This is a genomic window from Bradyrhizobium centrosematis, assembly GCF_045571495.1.
GTDB classification, from domain to species: Bacteria; Pseudomonadota; Alphaproteobacteria; order Rhizobiales; family Xanthobacteraceae; genus Bradyrhizobium; species Bradyrhizobium centrosematis.
In genome coordinates, this window is record NZ_CP120703.1 from 774,483 (window position 1) to 797,864 (window position 23,382).

Annotated in this window: 21 protein-coding genes and 2 pseudogenes; 7 read left to right on the forward strand and 16 right to left on the reverse strand. The window is 57.7% G+C overall.

Annotated features, from left to right (window positions below):
- Positions 1-36: 36 nt before the first annotated feature.
- Positions 37-1,179 carry an alanine racemase gene (gene alr / locus P6U31_RS03675; protein WP_407186909.1) on the reverse strand — a complete coding sequence of 381 codons (1,143 nt, stop codon included), beginning with the start codon at positions 1,177-1,179 and terminating at the stop codon, positions 37-39.
- A 115-nt stretch (positions 1,180-1,294) separates the two neighbouring features.
- On the opposite strand from alr, the gene P6U31_RS03680 reads away from it, so the two are divergent.
- Entirely contained in the window at positions 1,295-1,759 is a 465-nt protein-coding gene (locus tag P6U31_RS03680) for an Lrp/AsnC family transcriptional regulator (RefSeq protein ID WP_407186910.1), read from the forward strand.
- Here P6U31_RS03680 and P6U31_RS03685 read toward each other — a convergent pair.
- From P6U31_RS03685 to P6U31_RS03710, 6 genes and pseudogenes are all read right to left on the reverse strand, one after another.
- Positions 1,723-1,920: pseudogene (locus P6U31_RS03685) on the reverse strand (IS3 family transposase); the annotation flags it as partial. The gene P6U31_RS03680 and the pseudogene P6U31_RS03685 sit on opposite strands and share 37 nt — an antisense overlap.
- Before the next feature lie 230 nt (positions 1,921-2,150).
- Positions 2,151-2,807: an isochorismatase family cysteine hydrolase gene (locus tag P6U31_RS03690; RefSeq protein WP_407186911.1), complete on the reverse strand. Its 657-nt coding sequence runs from the start codon at positions 2,805-2,807 to the stop codon at positions 2,151-2,153.
- Between the two features lie 210 nt (positions 2,808-3,017).
- A complete protein-coding gene (locus P6U31_RS03695) occupies positions 3,018-3,728 on the reverse strand; it encodes a hypothetical protein (RefSeq protein ID WP_407186912.1) in 711 nt (236 codons plus the stop codon).
- A 923-nt stretch (positions 3,729-4,651) separates the two neighbouring features.
- Positions 4,652-6,028, reverse strand: coding sequence for an aspartate aminotransferase family protein (locus tag P6U31_RS03700; protein ID WP_407186913.1), 1,377 nt, complete (start codon positions 6,026-6,028; stop codon positions 4,652-4,654).
- Between the two features lie 1,437 nt (positions 6,029-7,465).
- On the reverse strand, positions 7,466-8,785 hold the full coding sequence (locus P6U31_RS03705) for a M20 family metallopeptidase (protein WP_407186914.1): 1,320 nt from the start codon (positions 8,783-8,785) through the stop codon (positions 7,466-7,468).
- 121 nt (positions 8,786-8,906) lie between these two features.
- Positions 8,907-9,674: an SDR family NAD(P)-dependent oxidoreductase gene (locus tag P6U31_RS03710; RefSeq protein ID WP_407186915.1), complete on the reverse strand. Its 768-nt coding sequence runs from the start codon at positions 9,672-9,674 to the stop codon at positions 8,907-8,909.
- A 1,278-nt stretch (positions 9,675-10,952) separates the two neighbouring features.
- On the opposite strand from P6U31_RS03710, the gene ectB reads away from it, so the two are divergent.
- A complete protein-coding gene (gene ectB / locus P6U31_RS03715; protein ID WP_407190080.1) occupies positions 10,953-12,221 on the forward strand; it encodes a diaminobutyrate--2-oxoglutarate transaminase in 1,269 nt (422 codons plus the stop codon).
- 236 nt (positions 12,222-12,457) lie between these two features.
- Complete coding sequence (locus tag P6U31_RS03720) at positions 12,458-12,778, forward strand: hypothetical protein (RefSeq protein WP_407186916.1); 321 nt, start codon at positions 12,458-12,460, stop codon at positions 12,776-12,778.
- A 336-nt stretch (positions 12,779-13,114) separates the two neighbouring features.
- Here the strand turns inward: P6U31_RS03720 and P6U31_RS03725 are convergent, their stop codons facing one another.
- From P6U31_RS03725 to P6U31_RS03765, 9 genes and pseudogenes are all read right to left on the reverse strand, one after another.
- Positions 13,115-13,534, reverse strand: coding sequence for a transposase (locus P6U31_RS03725; protein WP_407186917.1), 420 nt, complete (start codon positions 13,532-13,534; stop codon positions 13,115-13,117).
- A gap of 33 nt (positions 13,535-13,567) precedes the next feature.
- Complete coding sequence (locus P6U31_RS03730; protein ID WP_407186918.1) at positions 13,568-14,068, reverse strand: transposase; 501 nt, start codon at positions 14,066-14,068, stop codon at positions 13,568-13,570.
- Between the two features lie 79 nt (positions 14,069-14,147).
- Entirely contained in the window at positions 14,148-14,750 is a 603-nt protein-coding gene (locus tag P6U31_RS03735) for a plasmid pRiA4b ORF-3 family protein (RefSeq protein ID WP_407186919.1), read from the reverse strand.
- On the reverse strand, positions 14,747-16,312 hold the full coding sequence (tnpC, locus tag P6U31_RS03740) for an IS66 family transposase (protein WP_407186920.1): 1,566 nt from the start codon (positions 16,310-16,312) through the stop codon (positions 14,747-14,749). Before tnpC ends, P6U31_RS03735 begins: the two co-directional genes overlap by 4 nt.
- A gap of 51 nt (positions 16,313-16,363) precedes the next feature.
- The gene (gene tnpB / locus P6U31_RS03745) at positions 16,364-16,717 is read right to left on the reverse strand and encodes an IS66 family insertion sequence element accessory protein TnpB (RefSeq protein WP_091898177.1); all 354 of its coding nucleotides are present in this window, start codon (positions 16,715-16,717) and stop codon (positions 16,364-16,366) included.
- Positions 16,711-17,130, reverse strand: coding sequence for an IS66-like element accessory protein TnpA (gene tnpA, locus P6U31_RS03750; RefSeq protein ID WP_407186921.1), 420 nt, complete (start codon positions 17,128-17,130; stop codon positions 16,711-16,713). Before tnpA ends, tnpB begins: the two co-directional genes overlap by 7 nt.
- Positions 17,131-17,356: 226 nt before the next feature.
- A pseudogene (locus P6U31_RS03755) lies at positions 17,357-17,565 on the reverse strand (IS5/IS1182 family transposase); the annotation flags it as partial.
- A 14-nt stretch (positions 17,566-17,579) separates the two neighbouring features.
- Positions 17,580-17,768 (reverse strand): hypothetical protein, encoded by a 189-nt coding sequence (locus tag P6U31_RS03760; RefSeq protein WP_407186922.1) that lies wholly within the window; start codon positions 17,766-17,768, stop codon positions 17,580-17,582.
- 324 nt (positions 17,769-18,092) lie between these two features.
- A complete protein-coding gene (locus tag P6U31_RS03765; protein WP_407186923.1) occupies positions 18,093-18,770 on the reverse strand; it encodes a GntR family transcriptional regulator in 678 nt (225 codons plus the stop codon).
- A gap of 105 nt (positions 18,771-18,875) precedes the next feature.
- Between P6U31_RS03765 and pxpA the strand changes: the two genes are divergently transcribed.
- The 4 genes from pxpA to P6U31_RS03785 all read left to right on the forward strand — a co-directional run bounded on the left by pxpA (position 18,876) and on the right by P6U31_RS03785 (position 23,286).
- Positions 18,876-19,601, forward strand: a complete 726-nt coding sequence (pxpA, locus tag P6U31_RS03770; protein ID WP_407186924.1) for a 5-oxoprolinase subunit PxpA — start codon at positions 18,876-18,878, stop codon at positions 19,599-19,601.
- Between the two features lie 156 nt (positions 19,602-19,757).
- Positions 19,758-20,738, forward strand: coding sequence for a TMAO reductase system periplasmic protein TorT (torT, locus tag P6U31_RS03775; protein WP_407186925.1), 981 nt, complete (start codon positions 19,758-19,760; stop codon positions 20,736-20,738).
- Positions 20,735-22,270 (forward strand): sugar ABC transporter ATP-binding protein, encoded by a 1,536-nt coding sequence (locus tag P6U31_RS03780; protein WP_407186926.1) that lies wholly within the window; start codon positions 20,735-20,737, stop codon positions 22,268-22,270. Before torT ends, P6U31_RS03780 begins: the two co-directional genes overlap by 4 nt.
- The gene (locus tag P6U31_RS03785) at positions 22,267-23,286 is read left to right on the forward strand and encodes an ABC transporter permease (protein WP_407186927.1); all 1,020 of its coding nucleotides are present in this window, start codon (positions 22,267-22,269) and stop codon (positions 23,284-23,286) included. Before P6U31_RS03780 ends, P6U31_RS03785 begins: the two co-directional genes overlap by 4 nt.
- The last annotated feature ends 96 nt before the right edge of the window (positions 23,287-23,382 follow it).

A 23,382-nucleotide genomic window follows, 5' to 3' on the forward strand; every position in this document is an offset into this window, starting at 1 on the left:
CTTGCTTGATGATGCCGGCTCATCTGCGGCGAACGTTCAGCAATAGCTTCTGAAGAAGCGACTACCGAGGCCGGTGAGGATCTCGTAGGAAATCGTGCCGGCGTCAGTCGCCAGCATCTCGAGGGTTTGATGGGGACCGATCACTTCGACGAGGCTTCCTAGATCGAGTGCGTCATCCGGCAGATCGGAGATATCGACTGTCATACTGTCCATCGACACTCGCCCCACGATAGGCAGACGCTGACCGTGGAAGTAGACGGCTCCCCGACCGCTCAGGCCGCGTGGGAGCCCGTCGGCATAGCCAGCGTAAAGTGTAGCAAGCCGGGTGCAGTTGCTGGTTACGTGCGTTCCACTGTAGCCGACCATGGTCCCGCCTCGGACCCTGCGGGTCTGCACAACGGCAATTGAGAGGCTGACTACAGGCTCCATCGGATTTGCTACACTTGGCTGCGGCGCGCCGCCATACAGTGCAATTCCTGGACGAACAAGAGAGCCGTGATAGTCCCTGCCCAACAGCACGCCGCCAGAGTTCGCGAAGCAGAAGGGCAGCGGCGCAAATTCGTTGGCCACCCTCTCCATCTCTGCGAGCTGCGTAACATTTTGGGCTCTCGTGGGCTCATCTGCGGATGCGAGATGGCTCATGACGTAGAGGACCTCGAGCTCCGGCGATTGCGCAATTTCCATGCGCACTGCAGCGCGCTCAGCTGGCGCAAATCCGAGCCGTGACATGCCGGTATCAAACTGCAGAACAGCAGGAAGGCGTCTCCGCTCCACGCGGGCCTGAGCGCGCCAACGGTGAAGCTGGGTTAAGGAGTTGATGACGGGAGTAACGGCGGCAGACGCACAAACAGCCTCCGCACCGGGCAATAGGCCGTTCAGCACGAAGAGCTGCGCTCCGCTGGAGAGATGAGGCCGCAATGCAATGGCCTCCTCCGCATGCGCCACGAAAAAGTGTCTGCAGCCGGCGTCAAGCAACGTGGCCGCCACTCGAATGGCGCCCAAGCCATAGGCATTAGCTTTCACCACTCCCGCCACGCGAGCTGGATTCGTGATCGATGCAACGCGCTGAAAATTGCGGCGCAATGCGGCCAAATCGACGGTCATATACCCGGGAAAACCGCGCGCTTTTCCTTCTACAGCCCCGGGAGCAGTCCGGTCCAATGTCTCTTCGCTTTCCATGAGGAAAGGCTTAGCGCAAGATTCGAGCAAGTGCCGGGCATTCCTTGCCCGATTATTCGAGGATTGCTATAGATTCGAACAATCTACCAAGTTTTCGAACAAATCGTACACGCTTATGGACAGCATAGATCGCAACATCTTGCGCGCGCTCCGCGTGAACGCCCGCGTGAGCAACGTAAATCTGGCGGAGGAAGTTGGGCTTTCTCCTTCGGCGTGTCTGAGACGGATCAAGCTGCTCGAGAACGCGGGCATCATTCGCGGGTACACGGCACTCGTTGAGACGGGTGCCGACTCACAAGGTCTTGCCGTGCTGATCAACATCACGTTGGAACGGCAGACAGTAGAGTATCTTAACAGATTTGAGGCTGCGGTACGCAAGTATCCCGAGATTCAAGAGTGCTACCTCATGACGGGGGGAGCGGATTACTTCCTGCGAGTGGAAGCGGCAAATGCTGTCGAGTTCGAGCGCATTCACAAGGAGATCCTCTCGATGCTTCCAGGCATCTCACGTATTCATTCCAGCTTTTCGATCAGGAACGTACTCGCGAACCGGCCAAAGGGGCGACGCTGTGTGCCATGACTGGCGAGCACACGTGAATGCGGAGCCGGTGAACCGCGAGCCCGTCGTGTTGAAGATCTTCAGCCTGCCCGCGGGCGAGCGAGAGCGTCCTCCAGCGTCTGGAGGCAGCGTGCTGCTTCCATCCTAGTCGAGACGCGCCCTGAACAGCACCTGCCGCTGAACCGCGGTCGAGGATCCTCACTCTCCGTCCCTAGATCACCGTTCTCGCTGCTGAAGTCGCTGGGTCCGCGTCATGATTGAGCGCTCCAGCAGGCGCGGCTTCGCCTTGCGTCCTCGCGACCTCGAAACTCGGATCGGGCCCAGCGAGGCTCCCACGCCGAATGGACGACGCAGCCGCATGGGGTGCCGCTCTACATCCCTCATCGACCGCACTTATGGTCGGCACCTCTGATCAGAGGCCACCAATCTCCTTAATCAGTGCTTCGGTAGAGATCAAACGGCAATAAGTTGCGCTGACCCGCAAACTGTTCTCGTGGCGCTCCTGGCTGTAGGTAGCACACGCATCTGGTACGAGAGTGACCAGGTAGCCGAGATCACAGGCATCGCGCGCGGCGGACTCGACGCACTCGTCGGTAAGGACCCCCGCCAGCACGAGTTGCCTAACCCCTAGATTGCGCAGCAAGTAATCGATTTGGGTAGACGCGAACGCACTCGATGATGTTTTCGGCAGTATGATTTCATCATCGCCGGGGGCGATCTGATCAATAACTTTCCCGTCCCATGCTCCCTTCGGCACGTTAAAGCCCAAGATCTTGTAGTTCAGCCCACGATCTCGACCGTCTCTGGTCAGATTCTCGATAGTTGTGTAGAGCACTTCTATGCCTGTTCTACGAAATGCTGCCTGCAACAGCTGCATGTTGGGTACCGCAATGGTACTTAGGCGGTCGAAATAATAGCCATACTTGGCTGCAAGCTCCATGTTAGACACGTTCTTGAACTCGCCACCATCACGGTGCACACAAAAGTTTTGCACGTCGATGAACAGTAGGGCAGACTTCTTCGGATCGAGCGGAATCTCGCGCGTGGCCGGACACTGTGTTTTTGACATACTTCTCTCATCCTCACATTGGTCAGATAGCGGAGATCAAGGTTTATCCATTGCGCTGCGCGCCCACGAGAACCATCGAACACTTGGCAGGCCGTGTCCAGCAGACCGCGAGATCGTCTTCGAGCTGATTTGATGCTTGCAACTGGCAATCCGTCGCGCTCACTGGCAACTGCATCGCCGGCAGCAGAGGCAAGCCAAACTTCGGCATGGCTAGAACCCTAACCTCAGATCGGTTTTCTCATCGGAGACTATGCGGCTTCTCAGCTCCTCCCCGGTCAGCCAAACCAGCCAATCGTCGTCGACAATTCCTTCTTCCACCAGCCGCAGTGCTGAGCCGCCTCTCTCTTGATGCGCATATCCGTATCGTGAGACGACACCCTTCTCGATCGCCCAGTGCGCCACGAGTGCACAGACGATTTCTGGAGCCCACATAGCAAAAGACACGGCAAAGGCGATTCCTGCCAAGATATTTGTCATCCCAGCGCCTCGGTAGTCTCGGCGCACCCAGACATCCCCGTGGTAGGCGACTTTCCCGGTCATTCTCTTTGCACCTTCTGCAATACATACGCATTTGTCGTGAGGATGCGCATGTTGCGTCGGCGATCCGTAAAACGCCTTCAGAGTTTCAAGATGTTCTGCAAAGTTACTGCCTGAAAGTTCGTAAAGCCGCACTGCCTCCAAAACCGCAACTTCATTGTCCCTGTCACGACCAACGACCCAAAATCCTTCCGCCGATTCAATCGGCGAGCGATCAGGTCTAAAAATTGGAGATGTACGCCCCTTTGTCGGAGTCGACTCAGTAATCGAGACGTATTCCATAAAGTCGACGCCCAGCGAAAGCTTTATGCCCCTTTGAGACGCGTCGACATCATATTTCCGAATCGCCCTCGCGACGTGTAATAGGTCAACTGCGTTCTTCATTGCATTGCCGCATACCTTTGCGTTTAAAACCGGAGCACCTTTCGGTCACAGGTCGTTAAAACATTGGTCAGAATCATCACACTACCTGTTCCGGTAGGGAGGATCGCTCGATCGTGCGCCTGTCAGAATGGCGGGCGGGGTCGTGGCGGCGGCGGATCGGAAAATGATCCGCTATCGCTCCATTCCAACGTGGCTCGCGGTGGCCGGCTGCGTGACTTCGCCAGCGAGCGGCTTCGTTTTAGGTACCGCCCGCTGTTTGTCTCTGTTGGAGCGCGAGGCCGGAGCACGGGCCGTCGGGGATCAATCGTATCCCGCTACATCGCGAGGAACGCCTCATCGTCCGCAAGGGAGGGCTCGTCGCAAGGGGCGCTGGACAAGCGCTCCTGTTGCGGCGTGCAAGCTGCTCGCGGACTGTATTCAGGACCAGTTCGGCGAGGCCGTCGCTTTAGCATCCTCAGCATCGACGGCGGCATCACTAAGTATGCCTGATGCCGTTCAGGAGGGGCAGTTCAGGGCGGCGCGCGGCCCGTGAACTAAGGGCAATGGCGAGCAACGGAGCAAGTCGGGAATGATACAGTCGGGGCCGAGCTCGCCTGAACGCCATATCCCTTTGTGCGACGAGGTATCCGTCGGTTGGGGCTCCATTTCGCTCGCGAAGCCCATGAAGAAAGGCCCCACAGAAAGATTCAACCGCGAGGTGCGTGACGATCTGCTGAACGGATTCTGTTCTTATCTCGGCTAGGCCGGAGGCTGGCAATCGCGAGATCGTGGATATACCGTCACTTTTCCTCGGATTGCGGCGCGATTTGCTTAGCTCGCCGCTTCGCACTTAGGCCGCCATAAAAATCATGTTCGCGAGGGAAAAGGACAGTGGTAGAGGCGCCTTTCGATATTTCTCAAAACGACTGCCGTCTCGTTCTCGCTTAATGGACAAAGACGGCATTGATTGCTTTCAGTGTGCTCTCGATTATGACATCAGCTTCGTCCCTTGTTAAGCACAGTGGTGGCGCGAGCCCGAGAATGTCGCCCTGTGGCATGGCGCGGCCGATGACGCCCCGCTCAAGCAGCGCGGCAGCGACATGCTCCCCGACCTTTTTGGATGCATCGAAGAAGATACGGTTATCCCTATCCTCGACAAACTCCACCGCGGCCATCAGCCCATCGCCGCGCACGTCGCCGACGTTTCCATGATGGCCCAGCCTCTCAGCTAGTGCAGAACGGAGATAGGCTCCAGTATCGCGGGCGTTCTCAACCAGGCCCATTTCATCAATCAGTTCGAGATTTGCAATGGCAGCCGCTGCGCAGATAGGGTGCGCGGAACATGTCCAGCCATGACCGAAAGGACCGAGTTGGTCGGATCCCTTCACGATAACCTGCCAAACTTTGTCCGAAACGACGACCCCGGAGAGGGGCGCGTAGGCGGAGGTCAGACCTTTTGAAATAGTAATCAGGTCCGGTCGGATGTCGTAGTGGTCGGAAGCAAACATCCTCCCCAGGCGGCCAAATCCGGAGACGACTTCGTCCGCGATAAGTAGAATGTCGTATTTCTTCAAGACGGATTGCACCTTTGGCCAGTAGCCGGTGGGCGGCGGAATGATGCCTCCAGCACCCTGGATCGGCTCCCCGATGAACGCTGCGATTGTATCGGCACCCTCGGCCAAAATCATCTCTTCAAGCTTGTCGACACAGGCCTGGGCGAACTGTTCCTCGTTCATAGTAGTATCGGCGCGGCGAAAATAGTACGGTGCTTCAGTGTGGAGGATCGGCGTGCGCGGTAGATCAAAGGCGTTGTGGTAGAGTTCAAGGCCCGTCAGTGAGGCCGTCATGACAGTTGAGCCGTGATAGGCGCGCCAGCGTGAGATAATCTTCTTCTTCTCCGGCCGTCCGAGCACATTATTATAATACCAAGCGAGTTTGATATTTGTCTCGTTGGCGTCCGAGCCCGATAGGCCGAAAAAGACGCGACTCATGCCAGCCGGCGCGCGATCGATGATCATTTTGGATAGCGTGATCGAAGCTTCTGTGCCGTACTCGGCAAATGCATGGTAGTAGGCGAGCTCGTTCGCCTGCTTTGCAATCGCCTCGGCGATCTTCTGGCGTCCATACCCGACATTCACACAAAAGAGCCCCGCAAAGGCGTCAAGGCTAGTTCTGCCAGACCTATCTGTGATGTAGACTCCTTTACCTCCGCTTATGATGCGCGTTTGCATTTCACCTCGCGCATGGGCGCCAGCTTGCGTAGCTGGGTGGAAGAGGTGGTCGCGGTCCCAGGCGACGAGTGCGTTCGATTTATCGAACATTCTGCTTCCTTTGCTACATCGCATCAAATGGCATCAGCCATATCCTATGGCGACAAGTGCCCCGCTTATGACTCTACGATGGGCTGCTTGCCTCACTGTAAGTTCCGATCCTGTTGGACGGTACAACCGAGATAATAAAGAACTCATCTGTCGCAAAAAAGAGGCCGATCCCAGCCAAGGTTGGTAGTGGCGTGACAACGGTGCGCGGCACTCAGGCTGAGAGCGCTTGAGCTTGGCAAACACGGAGGGACGCGAACGGGTCAGGCAGGTTGCTCGGCTATACGGCTGTCTTTTGAAAGCTTTTCTGGCGGGACTTATCATGCCAAGAGCTAGATGCAATTCCGCTAGCACACGCTGGTGTCACGAGCATGCTGCAGCTCAACATAGATCTACCGTTGGTGGTTTTCGCGAGCGTTCTTTCGACGTGAATTGCCAGCCATCGCTGATGAAGTTGCGTCATCCATTCGGCAATCATTCGCCAACTCCAAAGCTCGCAACCAGGTTGACCAAGATGACGTGGATGCCAAAGCAATTTCCGAGCCATAGAACGTCAAAGGACCGCTGTGGTTGGAGGCGTCTCTTAGGTGGCGAGAAGCCCTGTGCTTCTGTAGGACACGAGCGCTCCGGTTCGAGGGTGGTGACCTGAGGAGTTTGGATAGAGCTAAAACCAAAACAGATGAGGTTTGGGAGGAGAGGCGCAGGTTCATTTGCTGCGGACGGCGATTTCTGAAAGCGCCTGACTCGCTTCGCCCTCCTAAATCGCCTCGCACGCCAGCTGGTGTGGGTTGTTGATGATCTTACGAAAGCAACCCGAATCGTGGTGCTAAGTGAAAGTACGTACTTGGGGTTCGAGATCGGCGGGAAAGAGGCCCTCATGCCGGATGTAGTGCTACAGCCTACAGCCGGCAGTCGTCACTTCTTCTCACAATGGTCCCGGGCAAAGGGCGGGGCGCCACCTTATTGAGCAGCCGAAATGTCCACCCGGCGGGAGCTTTCGACCCGCAAGTCCGCGCGGCGCCGCAGTAGTTATTTCAAAAAGCCAGGTTGGTGATACCATCCAGTATGCGCTCTCAAGTTGGCGCTTTATAGTGCTGGCCACATGCTGAACGGCAATGCAGTCGCACGATTGAACCGCGGCGATCACGCTCAAGCTCGAGCTGAAAAGCTAATGATCGCGGGGTTCGGCGTTGTGGCATGACGGTCAGTCGATTTGGCTAAGTCTCAATATCTCCACAGGCGGTCGCTATCCTATATTCGGGAGTATAGCTCCAATGAAGGTGTCGAACGCCAGATCGGCCGCCGACCTTCGTTTGGGGCGGCCCGATCTTCTGCAGGGAGTTTTTGGCCTTAGGGGCTGGCTCTTCGGTGATGCGGCAATCGAACTTGTCGGCTTGCGTGCCCAGCGTGCCGACCCCGCGTTTTCACGTAGAAATGTACTCACCTGATTCCACACCAGTCGATTATTCCGGCAGCCAGCGTTTTCGTTGTCTGCTCCAACGAAGCAATGACGACGTATTCGTCGCTGCCGTGAAGACCGTCACCAGAGGCGCCGTAGATCATGCTATCCACACCGGCGCCGGCGTAATGTGCGCAGTCTGCCACAGCCACGAATCCCGTGATCTTTGGCTCACCTCCAAGTTGGACTCGGCGCTTGTAAAGCGACTGTGCAATCGGATGCTCCGATGGCGTATTCATCGGCGGGAAATGCAGGCCGCTCAGTTCCCAATGGATCTTGATAGGGTTCTGCTGGAGCCAGAGGTCCTGCTGACAGAAGTGGTGCACAAAAGCTTCAAACTCGGATCGCACATCTTCCTTCGTTTCGTTTGGAAGAAATTTGTAGTCGAGGTCAAGGACAGCGACGTCCGGGATAATTGCGGGATTGGTCATGACGAGCGGCAAACCATCCGCCCCGAGGCCCGCGCCAGCGCGGATCGCACCTACGTTTATTGTGTTTATTCCCGGTGGCAATAGCGGATGCTGGCGATACCGACATCGTGAGCTTTCGTAGTGTCTGAGCGCGTCCAGAAATCGTGCAGCAATATCGATTGCATTTACAGCTCGCCCCGATCGATTAGGCTCTTCGCGCTGCGGCCATATTTCGTTGTAGCGCCAAGCCGAATGGCCCTGGCGACCGGTGATCGTGACGCGAATCCATTCTAAGCCACCTTCGCAAACCAGTATATTGCCCCAGCTTGGCTCAGTGATGATGGCTGCTTTGGCCAGATGGCCCCGCTTCACGGCAGCAATGGCGCCGAAGCCGCCAGCTTCCTCATCAATGACGGAATGGATGGAAATCCGGCCATCAAGTTCGATACCCGCGGCCTTGATGCCTCTGACAGCGGCAATGGCGGCTGCTAGTCCGCTCTTCATATCAATGGCCCCGCGGCCGTAAAGTCTACCGTCTTTGATTTCGGCCCCGAATGGATCCACTGTCCATGCGCTCCGCTCGCCAATCGGCACCACGTCGATGTGGCCACACAAGAGTAAGCTGCGCTTATCAGAGCCGGCGAGTTGACCAACGACATTCGGTCTGGCCGGGAACACGTCCCATCGGTCAATCTCCATTCCAAGTGACTTCAGCGTAGATGCGATCAAGTCTTGGACTGCGACTTCGCGATTCTGCATCGGGTCAATTAGAAACTTTGGATTCACCGATGGAATCCGAACCATTTTTTGGGTGAGTTCTGTCACATAGCTACGCTCGCGATCAATCGCCGCCCAGGCAGCCTTCACTGCAGCTTCAACTGAGTCCATCATGTCCTTGTTTGTCAGCGTTTCGGTTGATAGCGACGATCGGGGTGACCAGACCAATGTTGAGCGCCCGTCCCCGCCGCCTTTTGCGGCAGCACTTTAAAGGGAGTAATCGATCCCAGAATCTTCAAGGAAGCGCCACGCCGGTCATTCTGGCAAACTCTGCGATCAACCGCGCCTGGAATTCCGGACGGGTCGCCTCGTTTTCAGGCGCTTCTTGCTTAAGGTGGCGCCAATAGCGGCCGCTGACCTTGGCTGTTGGCTCGCCGCTCACGGCGAGCCAACTCTGTGTGCACTGACCAGTGTCGATGTCTACCGGGGCGTCGAGGCCGCCCATTCTCGTGCGCACCCAGCCAGGATCGACGGCGTTACTCAACACGTGCGGCCATCGTACCGACAGCGCGAGGGCGAGCGCGACGACATGGAGCTTGCTTTCGGCGTACGCTCTCGCCCAATCCCAAGGCCGCTTGGTCCAGTCGAGATCGCCGAGTGAACCTTCGCCGCCCCGATGTAAACCGCTGCTGAGGTAAACCAGCCTGGACGGGCGCTTCATCAAAGCGGTCAGCATGTATGGTGCCAGGGAATTGACGGCAAGCGTGGTCGGATGCCCCTCAGGCGTCAACCCACGTGTTTGTTCGGTGTATACGCCGGCATTGTGAATGACCGCATCCATGCGACCGATCGCGTTCACTTGATCGGCGATGCTTCTGACATCTCGGGCGCTGCAGAGATCGCCAACCGCAATACCAGCGGCACGCGAAGCAAAGTCACCCATGGCATGAATGCGGTCCTTTGACCTGGCATGGAGCAACACTCTGTGCCCTTCCCTCAGCAGCGTTTCGGCTGCAGCGCGTCCCAAACCGTCTGCACTTCCCGTAATAAAGACAATAGCCACTTGCTCATCCTCTCCGATCCCGCAAATTTCGCCCTAGGGTCAAGTAAGATCCGGATCTTCGTCAACTCGCAGAACCCGTGGTTACAGTAGACATCGGCGGGCGCCGAGCGAGATTGTGGAAGGCGCAGCGATCGATTTGGCTGAAAGTCTGGTATATGCCATTGGCAGGCGCCTCACGTCTAATATCAATCTCGTTGTCTAGATTGATTCCGGGAGGCGGCGGTAAGCCTCTTCCTAGGCGGGGAACTCACGCGCTGATGGAAGCGCGATAAATGCAAGGCGCTAAGCAGGCATCGTTACGAGATCCCCCGTCCTGTCCTGATGTCAGACATCATCTGTTGCGAGACAACGTTTCGATACAACATGCAAGGGTGGCTAAGACACTACTAGTCTTGGTGGGGGCGCTGACCGGGTGAGAATTGATCGCTACCGCGGAGGAGCGATCGCTTCGGAGCAAGGATGGCGTCATTTCGGTTTGCGCGAGCCATCGTCACGTGGGAGCGTTGAATGCGCAAAGTTCGCTGCGGAAAGTGGCAGGGCATTGAGTGGAGCGCTGCCGGACTGGGAGCAACAAGATGTCCCGCACATCAGGAGTGGCGATGAGCAAAGGAGCTCACCGCCAGGCGTACCGGCATTTTTTGCATGAGATTGGCGATGGCGCCGCAGCCGCCACTTCCCGAGGCTGGGGATGGCGAAGCCATCGCCATCCGGCGCGCCTGGCCTGACGGCGCGTTGTCGAGCTGCTTCTGGGGCGGCCTCGAAATGATGAGGCCTATCTGCTCGCTAGGACAATCGTTTTCAGCGCCCGCGCTCCGATCGGGGATGTCTCAGCTTACAATTGCCGCCGGAAGCGCTCTGAGCCCATTGTCGATCCACGCGACATACTTGAGGGCATGATGTCTCTGCACGACGCGACCTGCTGCGGTAACATGTCAGAAATACGAGGACTCGAGAAATGGCGCTTCCCCTGACGGTGAGAGTCGCGAAATAGATCGAACGGCGTCTTTGCCTGACATTCTCCCGCACAAGGTTGAAGCGGAACGACCAAACCAAGAGGGCGAAGGCCAGACACGCGCACAGGCGACTACTAGCGTTGATAGGCTCGTTGCTCTGGGCACTCGGCTATTCAGGAGAGGTTGTTAGCGGGCCACTCGCCCCGCGAGTGCACCCTCGGACTACCATTCGTTCGGCTGGTGATCAGCAATGGAAACCTGGCTGCCACTGACACAGAGCTAACTGGGGTTGATCATGGACATGCCGACCAGCGAATTGAAGGGGATGCAAACGATTGCAGCTCTAGAATCGAACGTTCGGACTTACTCACGTTCTTTTCCCGGTATCTTCAGCAGGGCACGTGGATCTATTATGTTGACGGAGGGCGGTCGAAAGCTAATCGACTTCCTCGCTGGCGCAGGTGCGCTGAATTACGGGCATAACAACCATGCGATCAAAGAAGCTCTCGCTGACTATCTGATGTCGGATGCCGTTATCCACGGTCTTGATATGGCCACTCCTGCAAAGCGCGAGTATATGGAAACGTTCTGCTCCGTGATACTTAAGCCGCGGGGACTGCATTATCGGTTTCAGTTTACCGGACCGACCGGCGCCAATGCAATCGAAGCAGCATTGAAGCTAGCCCGCAAAGTCACAGGGCGTCAGAATGTTATTTCGTTCACCAACGGCTATCATGGCATGAGTTTAGGAGCGGTTGCTGCGAGCGGCAATCGATTCTATCGCAAGGGCAGTGGCGTACATTTATCTGGCGTCACCTTCATGCCCTATGATGGCTACTTTGGGCAGGCTGTTGATACAGCTGACCAACTGCGAAAGGCATTGCTCGATGAGAGTAGCGGCCTCGACTTGCCCGCTGCTATTCTAGTTGAGACCGTCCAGGGCGAGGGTGGAATAAATGTGGCTAGTGCGGATTGGCTGCAATCAATTCAAAGCATAGCGCGGGAGTTCGGTGCTCTCCTTATCATCGACGATGTCCAAATGGGCTGCGGTCGCACCGGCCAGTTCTTCAGTTTTGAATTCGCAGCGCTGTCGCCAGACATTGTTGTAATGTCGAAATCTCTAAGTGGATATGGTCTTCCATTGTCAATGCTTTTGATAAAGGAGCAAGTTGATGCGTGGCTGCCGGGAGAGCATACGGGCACATTTCGAGGAAACAACCTGGCCTTAGTATCTGCAACAGCAGCTATCAATAATTATTGGCGGTGCCAGGCATTTTCACAGTCGATTGATCGCACTGCTCAAGTGATGCGCGGGCGCCTGGAAGCTGTTGCAACCGAGTACGGAAACCGCTTTACGGTACGAGGGCGCGGTATGGTCTTAGGGTTTGATTGCCAGGCGGCAGAAACTGCAGGCACTATCGCTTGCATCGCGTTTTCCAAAGGATTGATTATCGAGCGATGCGGGGCCACTGATCAGGTCTTAAAATTTCTGCCCGCACTCACGATTGATCTTGAGACGCTCTCTCAGGGACTTGAGATTTTTGAAGACTCTGTGAGGGAGGCAATTAGGCTGGAGAAAAGCAAGCCTGGCTGATTTCGCGCCGATCATTGTGCAGCCCGAGGTGCGACGAAGCGTTCGTTGCGCACGTACTCGCAGGAACTTTACGCAACTTCACCTCGTCCCGGCGTAATTTTTTCAATCGAAAAGGGAGCGCGCAACTATTTCCTCCAGGAGGGAGCTCCGATTTCTCCTCAAGTTCTTGAGCCCCGGGGTTCTGATCAACCAGAGCGTGTCGCGAGACTGATCGGTTTCAACATCAGGAGAGGCATATGATGAGTAAATCCATCGATCCGTTGAGTCGCCCTGCCGCGTCTATCTTCTTTGTCGACAGGGATCAACAAGGTAAGTGGGTCGTTCGAGAGAAGAACGGCGCGTTAGGCGGCCTGTTCGTGAACCGCGCCCAAGCCGTCAAGTTCGTGCTGGAAAGCGGGCGTTCCGAGGTAGTAATCGGAATATCCGAGCTGGAGTTCGCTCATGTTGCCCAGACCTCAAATCGCCGAATCCAAGGGTCGCATCGGTCGGACTGCCTGGAACGACCGTCCGGCGAAATTGCTGCAGCCATGGCAAGTGTCAAACAGCAAAGCGATTGAGGAGGGCCGGACCGAATATTGCGATGAATAGAGGCTCCAGCGCCGGCCACGCACCAACAAGCTGGAACCGGGCGTGAGATCTAGTCGTCCGTTCTTTAATCGCGGGCACGATGTCAACCCCGATAGACACAAATGATCCGCTGCCGGGTTCATGGTTCTTTCCGCGGTCGTCTCTATGCAGGAGCGCCGCATGATGGCGTTCAAGAGGTGTGGCATCCCGATGTTAAGAGCGCGGTGCGTAAAGCCCGCAGGGACGACTTCGAGATTGCCCACACCATCGTCCCGGCAGGGACGCTTGTTCCGCCGAAGGCGGATCTGGGTTGGTTTAAGACTGGTTCATGCGGTGCGCATCTCTGCCTGGAATTCAGTGCCATCAGTCCAGATGGCATGGAGGATGACAGCCATTTTGCCAGCGACGGCAACCTTGGCCTTCTTGGTGCCGATGCGTTTGGCCAGTTTGCTGCCCCAGCGCTTGAGCGCAGAACCTCGCCTGACAACAGTCAGCAGGACGTTCGCAGCCTCGAACAAATAAGTGCGCATCTGGTGGTTGCCGCGCTTGGAGATGCGGCCAGTGCGATCCATCTCACCGGATTGATAACGTCTTGGTGTCAGGCCGAGATAGGCGCCCACCTCGGCGGAATGTCTGAAGCGATTGGGGTCGTCGATGGTAACGACGAAGGACAGGGCAGTCAGGGGACCGACACCGGGAAAGGTCGTCATTCGCCGAACAATTTGGTCGCCTTTTGCCACTGCCATGAGTTGTCGATTCGAACTTCTCGATTTGTTCAGTCAAACAGGACTGGCAAGCAGCAGCGGTACGAAAATATCTTGCAAATCCGGCGTTTCAGCAAGCACGGCGTCCACTTTGCGAGCCAGGCTGGTCGAGCCGGCCTTGCCGAGCACTATTCCTAACCCCTTGCACAGACCGCGCATTTGGTTGTCAATATCTCGCCGTAGATTCACCAGCTTGGTTCGTGCCGCCAGCATCGAACGAGTTTTCCAGCTCTCCGCCCCCTTCACGGCAGCTTCCCGGTACCATCCCATGCGGGCCATTTGAGACAACCCCTTGGCATCGTTCTGATCCGACTTGTTGATGCGCATCGATAACGCCGCGTTGGCGTGACGCGCATCAAGGCAAATCACCGGAAAGCCCAGTGCCCTGAGTTGATGCCAAAGCCAATTGGATAGCGAGCCCGTTTCAAAACCGATTCGCTCAGCATTGCCTGCGTGACGCCGCAGGAGCTTAGCGATCGCCTCCGGATTGGTCGGCGCACAACCTTCGAATGTCACGCCGCCGGCCTGATCCAAAACGCAAATGCTGGTTTCTTCGTAAGCGTAGCTCTGCGGCCCTTTTGATTGGCGCTTGCGTCTATTTTGATCGCAGCTTGCGCGGGCGTGGCTTCCAAATTCCGGACAATGCGTTGACGGCGGCCTCGATCGTCTTCCGGTCGATGACGTTGGGATCGAACTGTTCGGGGCCCCAGAGGCGCATATTTTCATGTTCTGGATGAGCAGGGTCGCTGATGGCGTCGAGGTATTCGGCATAGCCTGGCGCACCGCCGACGTCCTCTGGAGGACAACGACCGGCGGCCTCGAGCAGGAGGGGAAGTCCCTCTATCGTCGTGTTGTCGAACCATTTTTCGAGTTTGATCACATGGTCCCAGCTGTCGCCGAAGTCATAGAGATAATGGATCGTCTTGGCGCCTGTCTCTTGAACGATATCGGAGAGCCGCGCCTTGCGAGCATCGATCGGCTGGGGGCCAAAATCACCGTCGGGATCAGGGATGCCCCAACGCCCTTCGCCAGCCAGGAACTCGAAGAGGTGGCTGTTGGTCCAGCCAAATGCCGCCTGAAGCGTCAGATGCAGCCGATCAAGGCGCAGGGTGACGGGTACGACAAGGCAACGCATCACCTCCGGCTTCACGTCCTTGAGGGTTATCCTGATCCGGACGGCGGTCGTGTTCAGGCTCATGCTGCCAGCCTCGGATCGTGCGCGTGCATCGTGTAGGTCGACGCCCAGGGAAGCAGTTCGTCCAGTCGCGCCGCAGGCCATCCATTGACGAGCTTTGCGAGGACGTCGGAGAGCCAGTGCTCGGCGCTGACTCCATTGAGCTTGCACGTTTCAATGAGCGAAGCCAGCAATGCCCAATTCTCGGCACCCTCGTCGCACCCAGCGAACAGGGCGTTCTTGGCATTGAGCTTGATCGGGCGCATCGCACGTTCGACTGCATTCGTGTCCATCTCGATACGCCCGTCATCAAGGTAGAGCGTCAAGCCGTCCCAATGACGCAGTGCATAACGCAAAGCCTTCGCCGTGTCGCTCTTCCCCGCAAGGTGATCAAGCATTGCCTCAAACCACTGCTTCAAGGCTGCAGCCAGAGGCCGGGCATGCGCTTGTCGGCCCGCGCGACGCTCGGCATCAGATCGGCCGCGGAGGGCTTTCTCGACCGCGTAGAGCTGGGCGATGCGCTCGAGGGCCTCGCGTGCAACCGGAGCCGGCGCCGGCGAAGCCTCGCGCTCGATCTTCACAAACTGGCGCCGTAGATGCGACCAGCAGAAGGCGAGCGTGCCGGACAGCGCGTCCGCACGCGTCTCTCGGGTCATGGTCTTGTAAGCCTCATAGCCATCGCAATGGATGATGCCGCGGTAGCCCTCAAGCAGCCTCAAGCCATGGATGGCCCCACGGCCCGGCGCATAGGCATAGACCACCCCAGGCGGATCAGGCCCGGCCCAAGGCCGGTCATCGCGCGAGAGCGCCCAGAAGTAGCCGGTTTTGGTCCTGCCGCGCCCCGGATCCAGCACTGGCGCCGGGGTCTCATCGACACAAAGCTTCGCGGAGGCGAGCAAAACCTCGCGCAGACGACCCCACAAGGGCTTCAGCTCCTGGGCAGCATAGCCGACCCAGAAGGCGAGCGTGGAACGATCGATGGCAATTCCGTGGGTCGCCAGCATCTGCGCCTGGCGGTAGAGCGGCAAATGCCAATGATACTTGGCGTCGATCACATGCGCGACGAGCCGCTCGGTCGGCAATCCACCCCTGATCAGTCGCTCGGGAGCAGCGTGCTGGAGAACGACGCCCTGGCAGGCGCGGCAGGCCAGTTTGGGCCGGCGGGTGACGATGACGCGATACTGCGCCGGTACGACGTCCAGCCTCTGGCTCTCATCGCGGCCAATCTCAACGAGACCGCCTTTGCAGGACGGGCAGCAGGTTGCAGTCGGCATCAACGTTTCGACGATGCGTGGCAAATGCTCCGGCAGCTTGCCACGATTGGCCCTGCGCTCGGCAGCTCTCTTCTCGCGTGTTTTGGGATTGGCGCGGTCCTCGGCTGCTTCGAGAGCCGCGACAGCCTGATCGATATCCTCCAGAACAAGCTGGAGCTGATCAGCGTCAAGCTTTTCCGACGATCGACCGAACTGCGCATCTTTTGCAAGCTTGAGCAACCGCTCGAGTCTGGCGCAGCGCTCCAGCAGAGCCGCGGCAAAGGCACGCAACTCGGCTGGGTCGCTCGGCAGCTGATCAGGCAAATCACTCATTGGCCCGAGTCTGCCATGCTTCGCGCCTCGATACACCGAAGATTTTATCTCCTACGCAAGCGCTTTCGGCTGCGGGATTCGAGGCGCATGCATGCGTGTCCAATCCATGCCGGCCAGAAGCGCCGACAACTGCGCGGCGTTCATTCGCATGACGCCGTCAACGACCGGCGGCCACTTGAAGGCGCTGCCCTCAAGCCGCTTCCAATACAGCACAAGGCCACTGCCATCCCAGACAACGATCTTCACCCGATCAGCGCGCTTCGCACGGAAGACCACCGCCACGCCCTTCATCGGATCGTGGCCCAGCGTCTCCTTCGCCAACAGCGCCAGGCCATCCGCGCCCTTCCTGAAGTCTACAGGTCGGGTCGCAACGTAAATCATGAGGCCAGCGGGAGCCGTCAGCATGAACGTGTCCGGCGCAACGCAACAAACACATCACTCAGCACGGCAAGTCCAGGCGTTCCGCGCACCTCAACCCGGGCCCCCAGGAACTCAACCGTAACAGCGGCAGCTTCCGGCGATCCGGAGGGCGCGGCAGCCGCCGATGGCGACGATTCCGACACCAACGGCACGAACGACAGTGCACCCGCAGCTGGCAGCACCAGTTGACCTAAACGCGCCCGGCGCCGCCAGTCATGCACCTGCTGTGGCCGGCAGCCATGCCGGCGTGCGATATCTGTTACAACCGCGCCTGGCTCAAGGCTTTCCGCGACAATCTGGGCCTTCAAATCATCCGGCCACTGCTTACGGCCTGCGCCGGCGTACACTTCGATACGCTGTGTCAATGGTCGTCTTATGTCGTCCGAATGGTCGTCCATTGTGAGCACCTTTGCAGAAGATGACTCTTCTAACGGTGCTCCCAAGATCGCGCACAGACAATCTAAAGGGCCGCGGCGCTACGCTTACGTTTCTTCCATAGAGATGTCCAGACCAACGTACTGCTTCATAGCGCGGCTCCTTTTCGATTTGCTGACGCCGATCGTACCGATCCTCGTGTTCTCAAGAAGACGTCAGCCGCGATTACGCCATGCTAGGAACCCGATTTCAGCGGTGAGCGGTCGCTCGTGGCTGCCATGAGGTGGTCAGGATCAGGCACCAAAAAGCTCTCAGCCAGGCGAGGATGCGGCTGAAGTTGTAGTCAACGGCCGAGAGGATGACGTTGCCGCATCGCCGGCGCGGCCTTTGAGATAGCAGCGGCCGAGGTGACCATCGGTCTTCAGGTGTCCGATGATGGGTTCGATGGCGGAGCGGCGGCGCAGGCTCACGCTTATGCCCCCAAGACGCCGCGCTTCCCGTCGATCCAGTCCCACTCGACCTTGCCGGCGAGCTCAACCAGCTCGTACTTCATGTTGATGATCTGGTCCAGCCTGAGCCGGAACAGATCGCCCGATCCCGTCGCCTTCTGCTTCTTCGGCCGCATCGCCCCCTCCGATGCGACGTAATCATGACTGGGCATTCCACGGAATCCTGAAAATGAAATCGCAAGGTTCCGATCCCCGAAGCACAAAACCCTGCAATCGCAAAAAAAGCCAGTCTGCCAGACCACAAATTCCCCATCAGTCACTTAGTCGCTCCTAAGGGACGACGATTCGTATCTGCTGTGCGCAATGGAATCACGCGCCTACTGACCGGCATCATCAGCTTGTCATCTACAGCCGTCTAGCTCGTCGCATCGACGAACTGCTTCGCCGGCTCATTGCCCCTCATGCCTAACACGTTGGCAAAAAAGACTCATCGATCACTTTCAAATTTCAAGCCGCCGACCATGGGGGCTACGGACTCAGAAGTTGTAGCCATCTAGAATGTCTCTTTGAATGGCGATGGCAGCGCTCTTTGGATCGTGCGCGACAATCGCGTCATAAACTTCCTTGTGCCGTCGGGCGGCGCTTTGGAATAGCGCTTCGTTTGGGACGGACTGCCTGATCGAGGGACCAATGTGCATCCAAAGCGGTTCAAGAAGAGTGCGGACAAACGAGAGCCGGCTCATATCGGCAATCAGCATATGAAAGTGGTAGTTTGCCTCCAGGAAGAGATCGATGCTGTTTGTTTCTGCCGAACGGTCGATATCCCTCACGAATACGGCGAGTGATGTCAGTTCGTCGTCCGTTCGCAGCATCGCAGCACGTTCGACGGTGGTCGTCTCCAGCACGATACGCAGCGTGCAGATGTCCTGGAGCTGCTTAGGGCTGAATTGAGGGACTGCCATTGTCCGATTGGCTGTTGAAACGACGCAGCCGGTACTTTCGAGGCGCTGAAGCGCGTCCCGGACAGGCATGAGGCTTGTGCCCAAACTCTTGGCGAGGGTTCTCAGCGGCAGTTTCTGTCCAGGCGTGAACCGGCCCATCATCAGACTTCGCTTCAGACGGTCGTAGATCTGCTCGTGAAGCATGTCCCGAGAGACCGGTGTGAGGATGGGTTCTTGTAAAACTCCGGGATGGAGGTCGTTTTCTGGGTTCACTGTAAAACTCCGGCTGGCTTTTTTTGTTATAACACTGAACAAGACAGTTGACAGGAAAATTCTGGGAGGGCAGAATACTGTTATAACACTAGACGGATTGATGGGATGAGCGTCACGCTGAATTGCGATATGGGGGAAAGCTACGGCCATTGGCGTTTTGGCGACGATGCGGGGATCATGCCCTTCATCGATTGCGCCAATATCGCGTGCGGGTTTCACGCCGGCGATCCCATGACCATGACGCGGACGGTCGAGCTCGCTGCTCGCGAGGGCAAAAGGATTGGGGCCCATCCCTCACTGCCAGATCGTGAAGGCTTTGGTCGGCGTGAACTGCGCTTGTCTTCCGAAGAACTGCGCGCGGCATTCATCTATCAGATTGGTGCTCTAGCTGGTGTTGCCCACGCAGTCGGGAAAAACCTGAATCATGTGAAACCACACGGCATCATCTACGGCATGGCCGCGCGCGACATGGCGCTTGCCACCGCGATGGCGGAGGCCGCGAAGACCTTCGATCTTCCCCTCTTCGGAATGGCGGGCACTTTTCACGAGAGAGCGGCCAAGGCCGTCGGGGCCCAATTCGTAGCGGAGTTCTTCGCTGATCTTTCCTACGGTCCGGCCGGCGAACTGATCATTCCGCGGACCCAGTCGGCGGTCGATATCGAAAAGGCGGCCGCTCGTCTCGAGCGAGCGGTACGCGAGGGCAAGGTCGAGGCAGTCGACGGCACTCTCCTCGCTGTTTCATTCCAGACCGTTTGCATTCACTCGGACCCGCCCAATGCGCGGGACGTCGCGGCGGCCATGCGCCACGTGCTCGATACCGCTCAGCGGTAAAGCAATCGGGCGCAAGACCCGAACAACAACAGAACGCACTCTTTCAGGAGAAAATGGATTATGAGAGGGTTGATAAGGACGAGCGTGCTTGCGGCTATGACCAGCTGTGCTTGTGTAGGAAGCGCGCAAAGCCAGCAGCCGGTTACGAGCTTCCCCGTGCAGCTCGTGGACGGAGATAAGAAGACCGACGCCCACTGGAAGCTCCTCAGCGCCCAGGAAGTGACAAAGCCCTGGAACATCTGTGTGCTGTTCCCACACCTCAAGGATAGCTATTGGGTTGCCGCGAACTATGGGGTTGCCGCCGAGATTCATCGGACCGGGACAGCAATGACGCTTTACGAGGCCGGAGGGTATACCAACCTTTCGACACAGCTCAGCCAGATGGATAACTGCATCGCGCAGAAATTCGACGGCATCATTCTCGGCGCGATCAGCGCTGACGGTGTTGGCCCTCTGGTCAAGAAGGCAACGGATGCCGGCATTCCGGTCATCGATTTCGTCAATGGTGTCAAAGAGCCGAGCGTTTCCGGTCACGCCCTCGTCAGCTTCGACGACCTAGCCTACCAGACCGGGAAATACATCGTCGAGCAGTCTGGCGGAAAACCCACGATCGTAGGCTTCTTTCCGGGCCCGCAGGGAGCGGGCTGGTCCGACGATGCGGTGCGCGGCTTCAACGACGCTATCAAAGATTCAAAGGTCGAGATTGCGGTGACGCGGCGCGGTGATACCGGCTTGAATGTCCAGCTCGACATGATCAACAACGCGCTACAGACCTACGACAAGCTCAATTGGCTGGTCGGCGTAGACATCGCCGCTCAGGCGGCAGCGGTTGCAGTCCGTAACGCTAATTTAGGAGGGAAAGTCAGCGTCGCCGCGTTCGATATTATCCCGCCCGTCTATGATGATATCGCCGCTGGAGCTGCGAAGGCGTCGCCAACGGACTTTACTGTTCTGCAGGGGCGACTTGCTGTCGACATGGTTCTTCGCCTGTTGCAGGGCCAGAAGCTGCAGGCCAAGCGCGCTGGGCCGAAGCCCCAGATGGTGACGGCGGAAACCATCAAGTCGGTTAGCAAGACCGACATGTTCGCACCAGCGGGATACAAGGTCGAGTTTTCGGTCGAAGCGACGAAGAAATGACCATCGCTAGCCAGTGTCAGGAGAGCGAGGCTTTTGCCTCGCTCTCCGGCGTATCCAAATTCTATGGAAGCTTCGCCGCATTGAAGGACGTGAGCATTACGCTCCGACGCGGCGAGGTTCATATGCTCCTGGGGGAGAACGGGGCGGGCAAGTCAACGCTCGTCTCGCTGCTCATTGGAGCAAACAGGCCGAATGAAGGCGCGCGCATTCTGTGTGGCCGCGCTTGCCCGGATCTTACTCCGTTGGAGGCGCGTGAGAGTGGAGTGAACGCTGTCTTGCAGGACTTTGGCCTGGCACCGTCAATGACGGCGGTAGAGAATTATGCTCTTGGCCGAGAAAAAACGCGAGGCGGGTTTCTCGACAAGTCGGCAATGCGCGCCGGGATGGTGAAGTCGATGGAAAAGCTCGGCGTTGCTATCGACCCGGACGCTCGCGTCGACACCCTGACGCGCGCTGAACAGCAGCTCCTTGAAATCGTACGCGCACTCGGCGGAAAGCCAGGTGCTTTGATTTTGGACGAACCTACCGCAACCCTCAGCCACGACGAATCGGAGCATCTGTTCTCCACAGTGGAGGTGTTGAAGAGAGAGGGCTGGGCCATCCTCTACATCAGCCATCGTATGGAGGAGATCCGCCGCCTTGGGGACGTCGTGACAATCCTGCGAGACGGGCGTTTTGTCAGTTTCCATCGGCTCGCAGACGTGACGAACGAGCAGATGATTGCTGAGATGGTCGGCCGCGAGATAGCGAACTTCTATCCCGAGATCCCACATACTCCAGGCCACGCGGTCTTGGAGGTTAAAGGGCTTTGCTCCGGGCACAAGATCAAGAACGTCTCATTTGAGGTCAAGGCCGGGGAGATTGTAGGCCTTGGTGGACTGGTTGGTTGCGGCAAGGCAGAGGTCGCCCGCGCGATCTTCGGACTGCAGGCGATAGACGCTGGGGAAGTTGTACTCGCCGGTGAGAGCATCAAGACCCATTCGCCGCCTGCTATGCTCAAGCGTGGGTTGGTTTACCTGCCGCAGGACCGGCGAGGCGAGGCCCTCGCGCTGAACCGTCCGATCGCCGAAAACATGGCTATTGAGGTGCTGGGGCAGGCTGGGTCCGCGTACGCTGGCTTTGTGCGAACGGGCGTCCTCGCGACGCTCGTGAAAAGTCTGCTCGCAAGGCTGAAAGTTCAGCCCGCTGAGCCCAATAAAGCAGTTCAGGAGCTGTCAGGCGGAAACCAGCAAAAGGTGGTGCTTGGCCGAGCGCTGAGCCGCAAACGGAACCTCTACATTTTCGATGAACCGACGGCTGGCATCGATGTCGGCGCCCGCCTTGACTTCTACCATCAACTCAAACGGCTGTGTGCCGAAGGCGCTGCAATACTTCTCATCACTTCCGATCTTCAGGAACTGGTTCATCTCTCCCATCGTATCCACGTCATGCATGAGGGTTCGTGCACGGCGAGCTTGGAGGGAGACGAAATCAGCGAGGAAAGCGTCATCGCATACGCCTTCGGCGAGACGCCGCAAAAGGATCTTCAATGACTCTGATTCGTTCCCAGGCTGGTATTAAACCTTCAGCAGGCGTGACTGCCGTATCGACACTCTTGAGGTTCGGTGCGCTGCCCATCGTCTTGGCTATCTGTATCGTGGTGTTCCAGCTCGGAAATCCGCGCTTCCTCAGCTCGGCCAATATGCTCAACATCTTGCAACAAGGCGTATTCCTGATGCTGATTGCATTCGGACAGATGCTCGTTCTGCTGGCTGGCGGTTTCGATCTGTCAGTGGGTTCAGTGGTTGCGCTGACATCCATCATATCGGCGCAGGTCATGGTTGCCGTTTCGCTTGCCTTTCCGGAGGTGCCCGGTCTTGCGATTGGCGCAGGTTTCCTCGCGACCATAGCCGTAGGTCTCGTCTGCGGTTTGGTCAACGGGCTGGGCGTCGCGGTGTTGAAGGTGAACGCCTTCATTGTGACACTCGCGACAGCCTCGATCTTCCGTGGCGTGACGCTCGTTATCTCCCAGGGCCTGCAGGTCAGCGGCCTGCCGCGTGACTTCGTTTATGGCATCGGATCCGGGTTCTTCCTCGGCTTGCCTGTCTCTTTCTTCTTCGCACTGCCAGCTCTGCTCGCCGTCTTTCTGCTCGTCCGACAGATGCGTTTCGGCCGCTACATCTATGCCATCGGCTCAAACATCCGCTCTGCTATGGTGGCCGGCGTGCAAATCAACCGCTATCTTATCGCCTGCTACATGCTGTGTGCGACGATCACCGCCTTCGCAGGCTGGCTTTTGACCGCACGCGTGTCATCGGGTGAGCCATTGCTTGGCGGCGAGTTTCCACTCAACTCCATCGCGGCAGCTGTCATCGGCGGCTGCTCCCTTCGCGGCGGTGAGGGGTCGCCGACCGGAGTGTTCATGGGCGTGGTCTTCATAACTGTGCTGGCCAACGGCATGGACCTTCTACGGATAGGATCGAACTATCAGATGATCGTGCTGGGGATCGTGCTCGTTGGAGCGGTCGTGCTGGATCGTTATCGGCTCGCCGACGCAACGAGACGCTGACGAAGTGCCCCGGGAGCGGCGGCCTGTTTTGATGCGCCGCTTCCGCTTCCAACGAAAGCGCTGATCGCAGCGTTTCATATTGAGGTCATGCGCGAT

Coding starts and splice junctions, on each gene's coding strand:
- P6U31_RS03785 (WP_407186927.1), top strand. CDS start 22,267: ATGACTCTGATTCGTTCCCAGGCTGGTATTAAACCTTCAGCAGGCGTG.
- P6U31_RS03690 (WP_407186911.1), bottom strand. CDS start 2,807: ATGTCAAAAACACAGTGTCCGGCCACGCGCGAGATTCCGCTCGATCCG.
- P6U31_RS03700 (WP_407186913.1), bottom strand. CDS start 6,028: ATGTTCGATAAATCGAACGCACTCGTCGCCTGGGACCGCGACCACCTC.
- P6U31_RS03695 (WP_407186912.1), bottom strand. CDS start 3,728: ATGAAGAACGCAGTTGACCTATTACACGTCGCGAGGGCGATTCGGAAA.
- P6U31_RS03725 (WP_407186917.1), bottom strand. CDS start 13,534: ATGGCAGTGGCAAAAGGCGACCAAATTGTTCGGCGAATGACGACCTTT.
- P6U31_RS03760 (WP_407186922.1), bottom strand. CDS start 17,768: ATGCCCAGTCATGATTACGTCGCATCGGAGGGGGCGATGCGGCCGAAG.
- tnpB (WP_091898177.1), bottom strand. CDS start 16,717: ATGCTGACGGCTCCCGCTGGCCTCATGATTTACGTTGCGACCCGACCT.
- P6U31_RS03705 (WP_407186914.1), bottom strand. CDS start 8,785: ATGATGGACTCAGTTGAAGCTGCAGTGAAGGCTGCCTGGGCGGCGATT.
- tnpA (WP_407186921.1), bottom strand. CDS start 17,130: ATGGACGACCATTCGGACGACATAAGACGACCATTGACACAGCGTATC.
- P6U31_RS03680 (WP_407186910.1), top strand. CDS start 1,295: ATGGACAGCATAGATCGCAACATCTTGCGCGCGCTCCGCGTGAACGCC.
- P6U31_RS03780 (WP_407186926.1), top strand. CDS start 20,735: ATGACCATCGCTAGCCAGTGTCAGGAGAGCGAGGCTTTTGCCTCGCTC.
- P6U31_RS03735 (WP_407186919.1), bottom strand. CDS start 14,750: ATGAGCCTGAACACGACCGCCGTCCGGATCAGGATAACCCTCAAGGAC.
- pxpA (WP_407186924.1), top strand. CDS start 18,876: ATGAGCGTCACGCTGAATTGCGATATGGGGGAAAGCTACGGCCATTGG.
- ectB (WP_407190080.1), top strand. CDS start 10,953: ATGCAAACGATTGCAGCTCTAGAATCGAACGTTCGGACTTACTCACGT.
- alr (WP_407186909.1), bottom strand. CDS start 1,179: ATGGAAAGCGAAGAGACATTGGACCGGACTGCTCCCGGGGCTGTAGAA.
- tnpC (WP_407186920.1), bottom strand. CDS start 16,312: ATGAGTGATTTGCCTGATCAGCTGCCGAGCGACCCAGCCGAGTTGCGT.
- P6U31_RS03720 (WP_407186916.1), top strand. CDS start 12,458: ATGATGAGTAAATCCATCGATCCGTTGAGTCGCCCTGCCGCGTCTATC.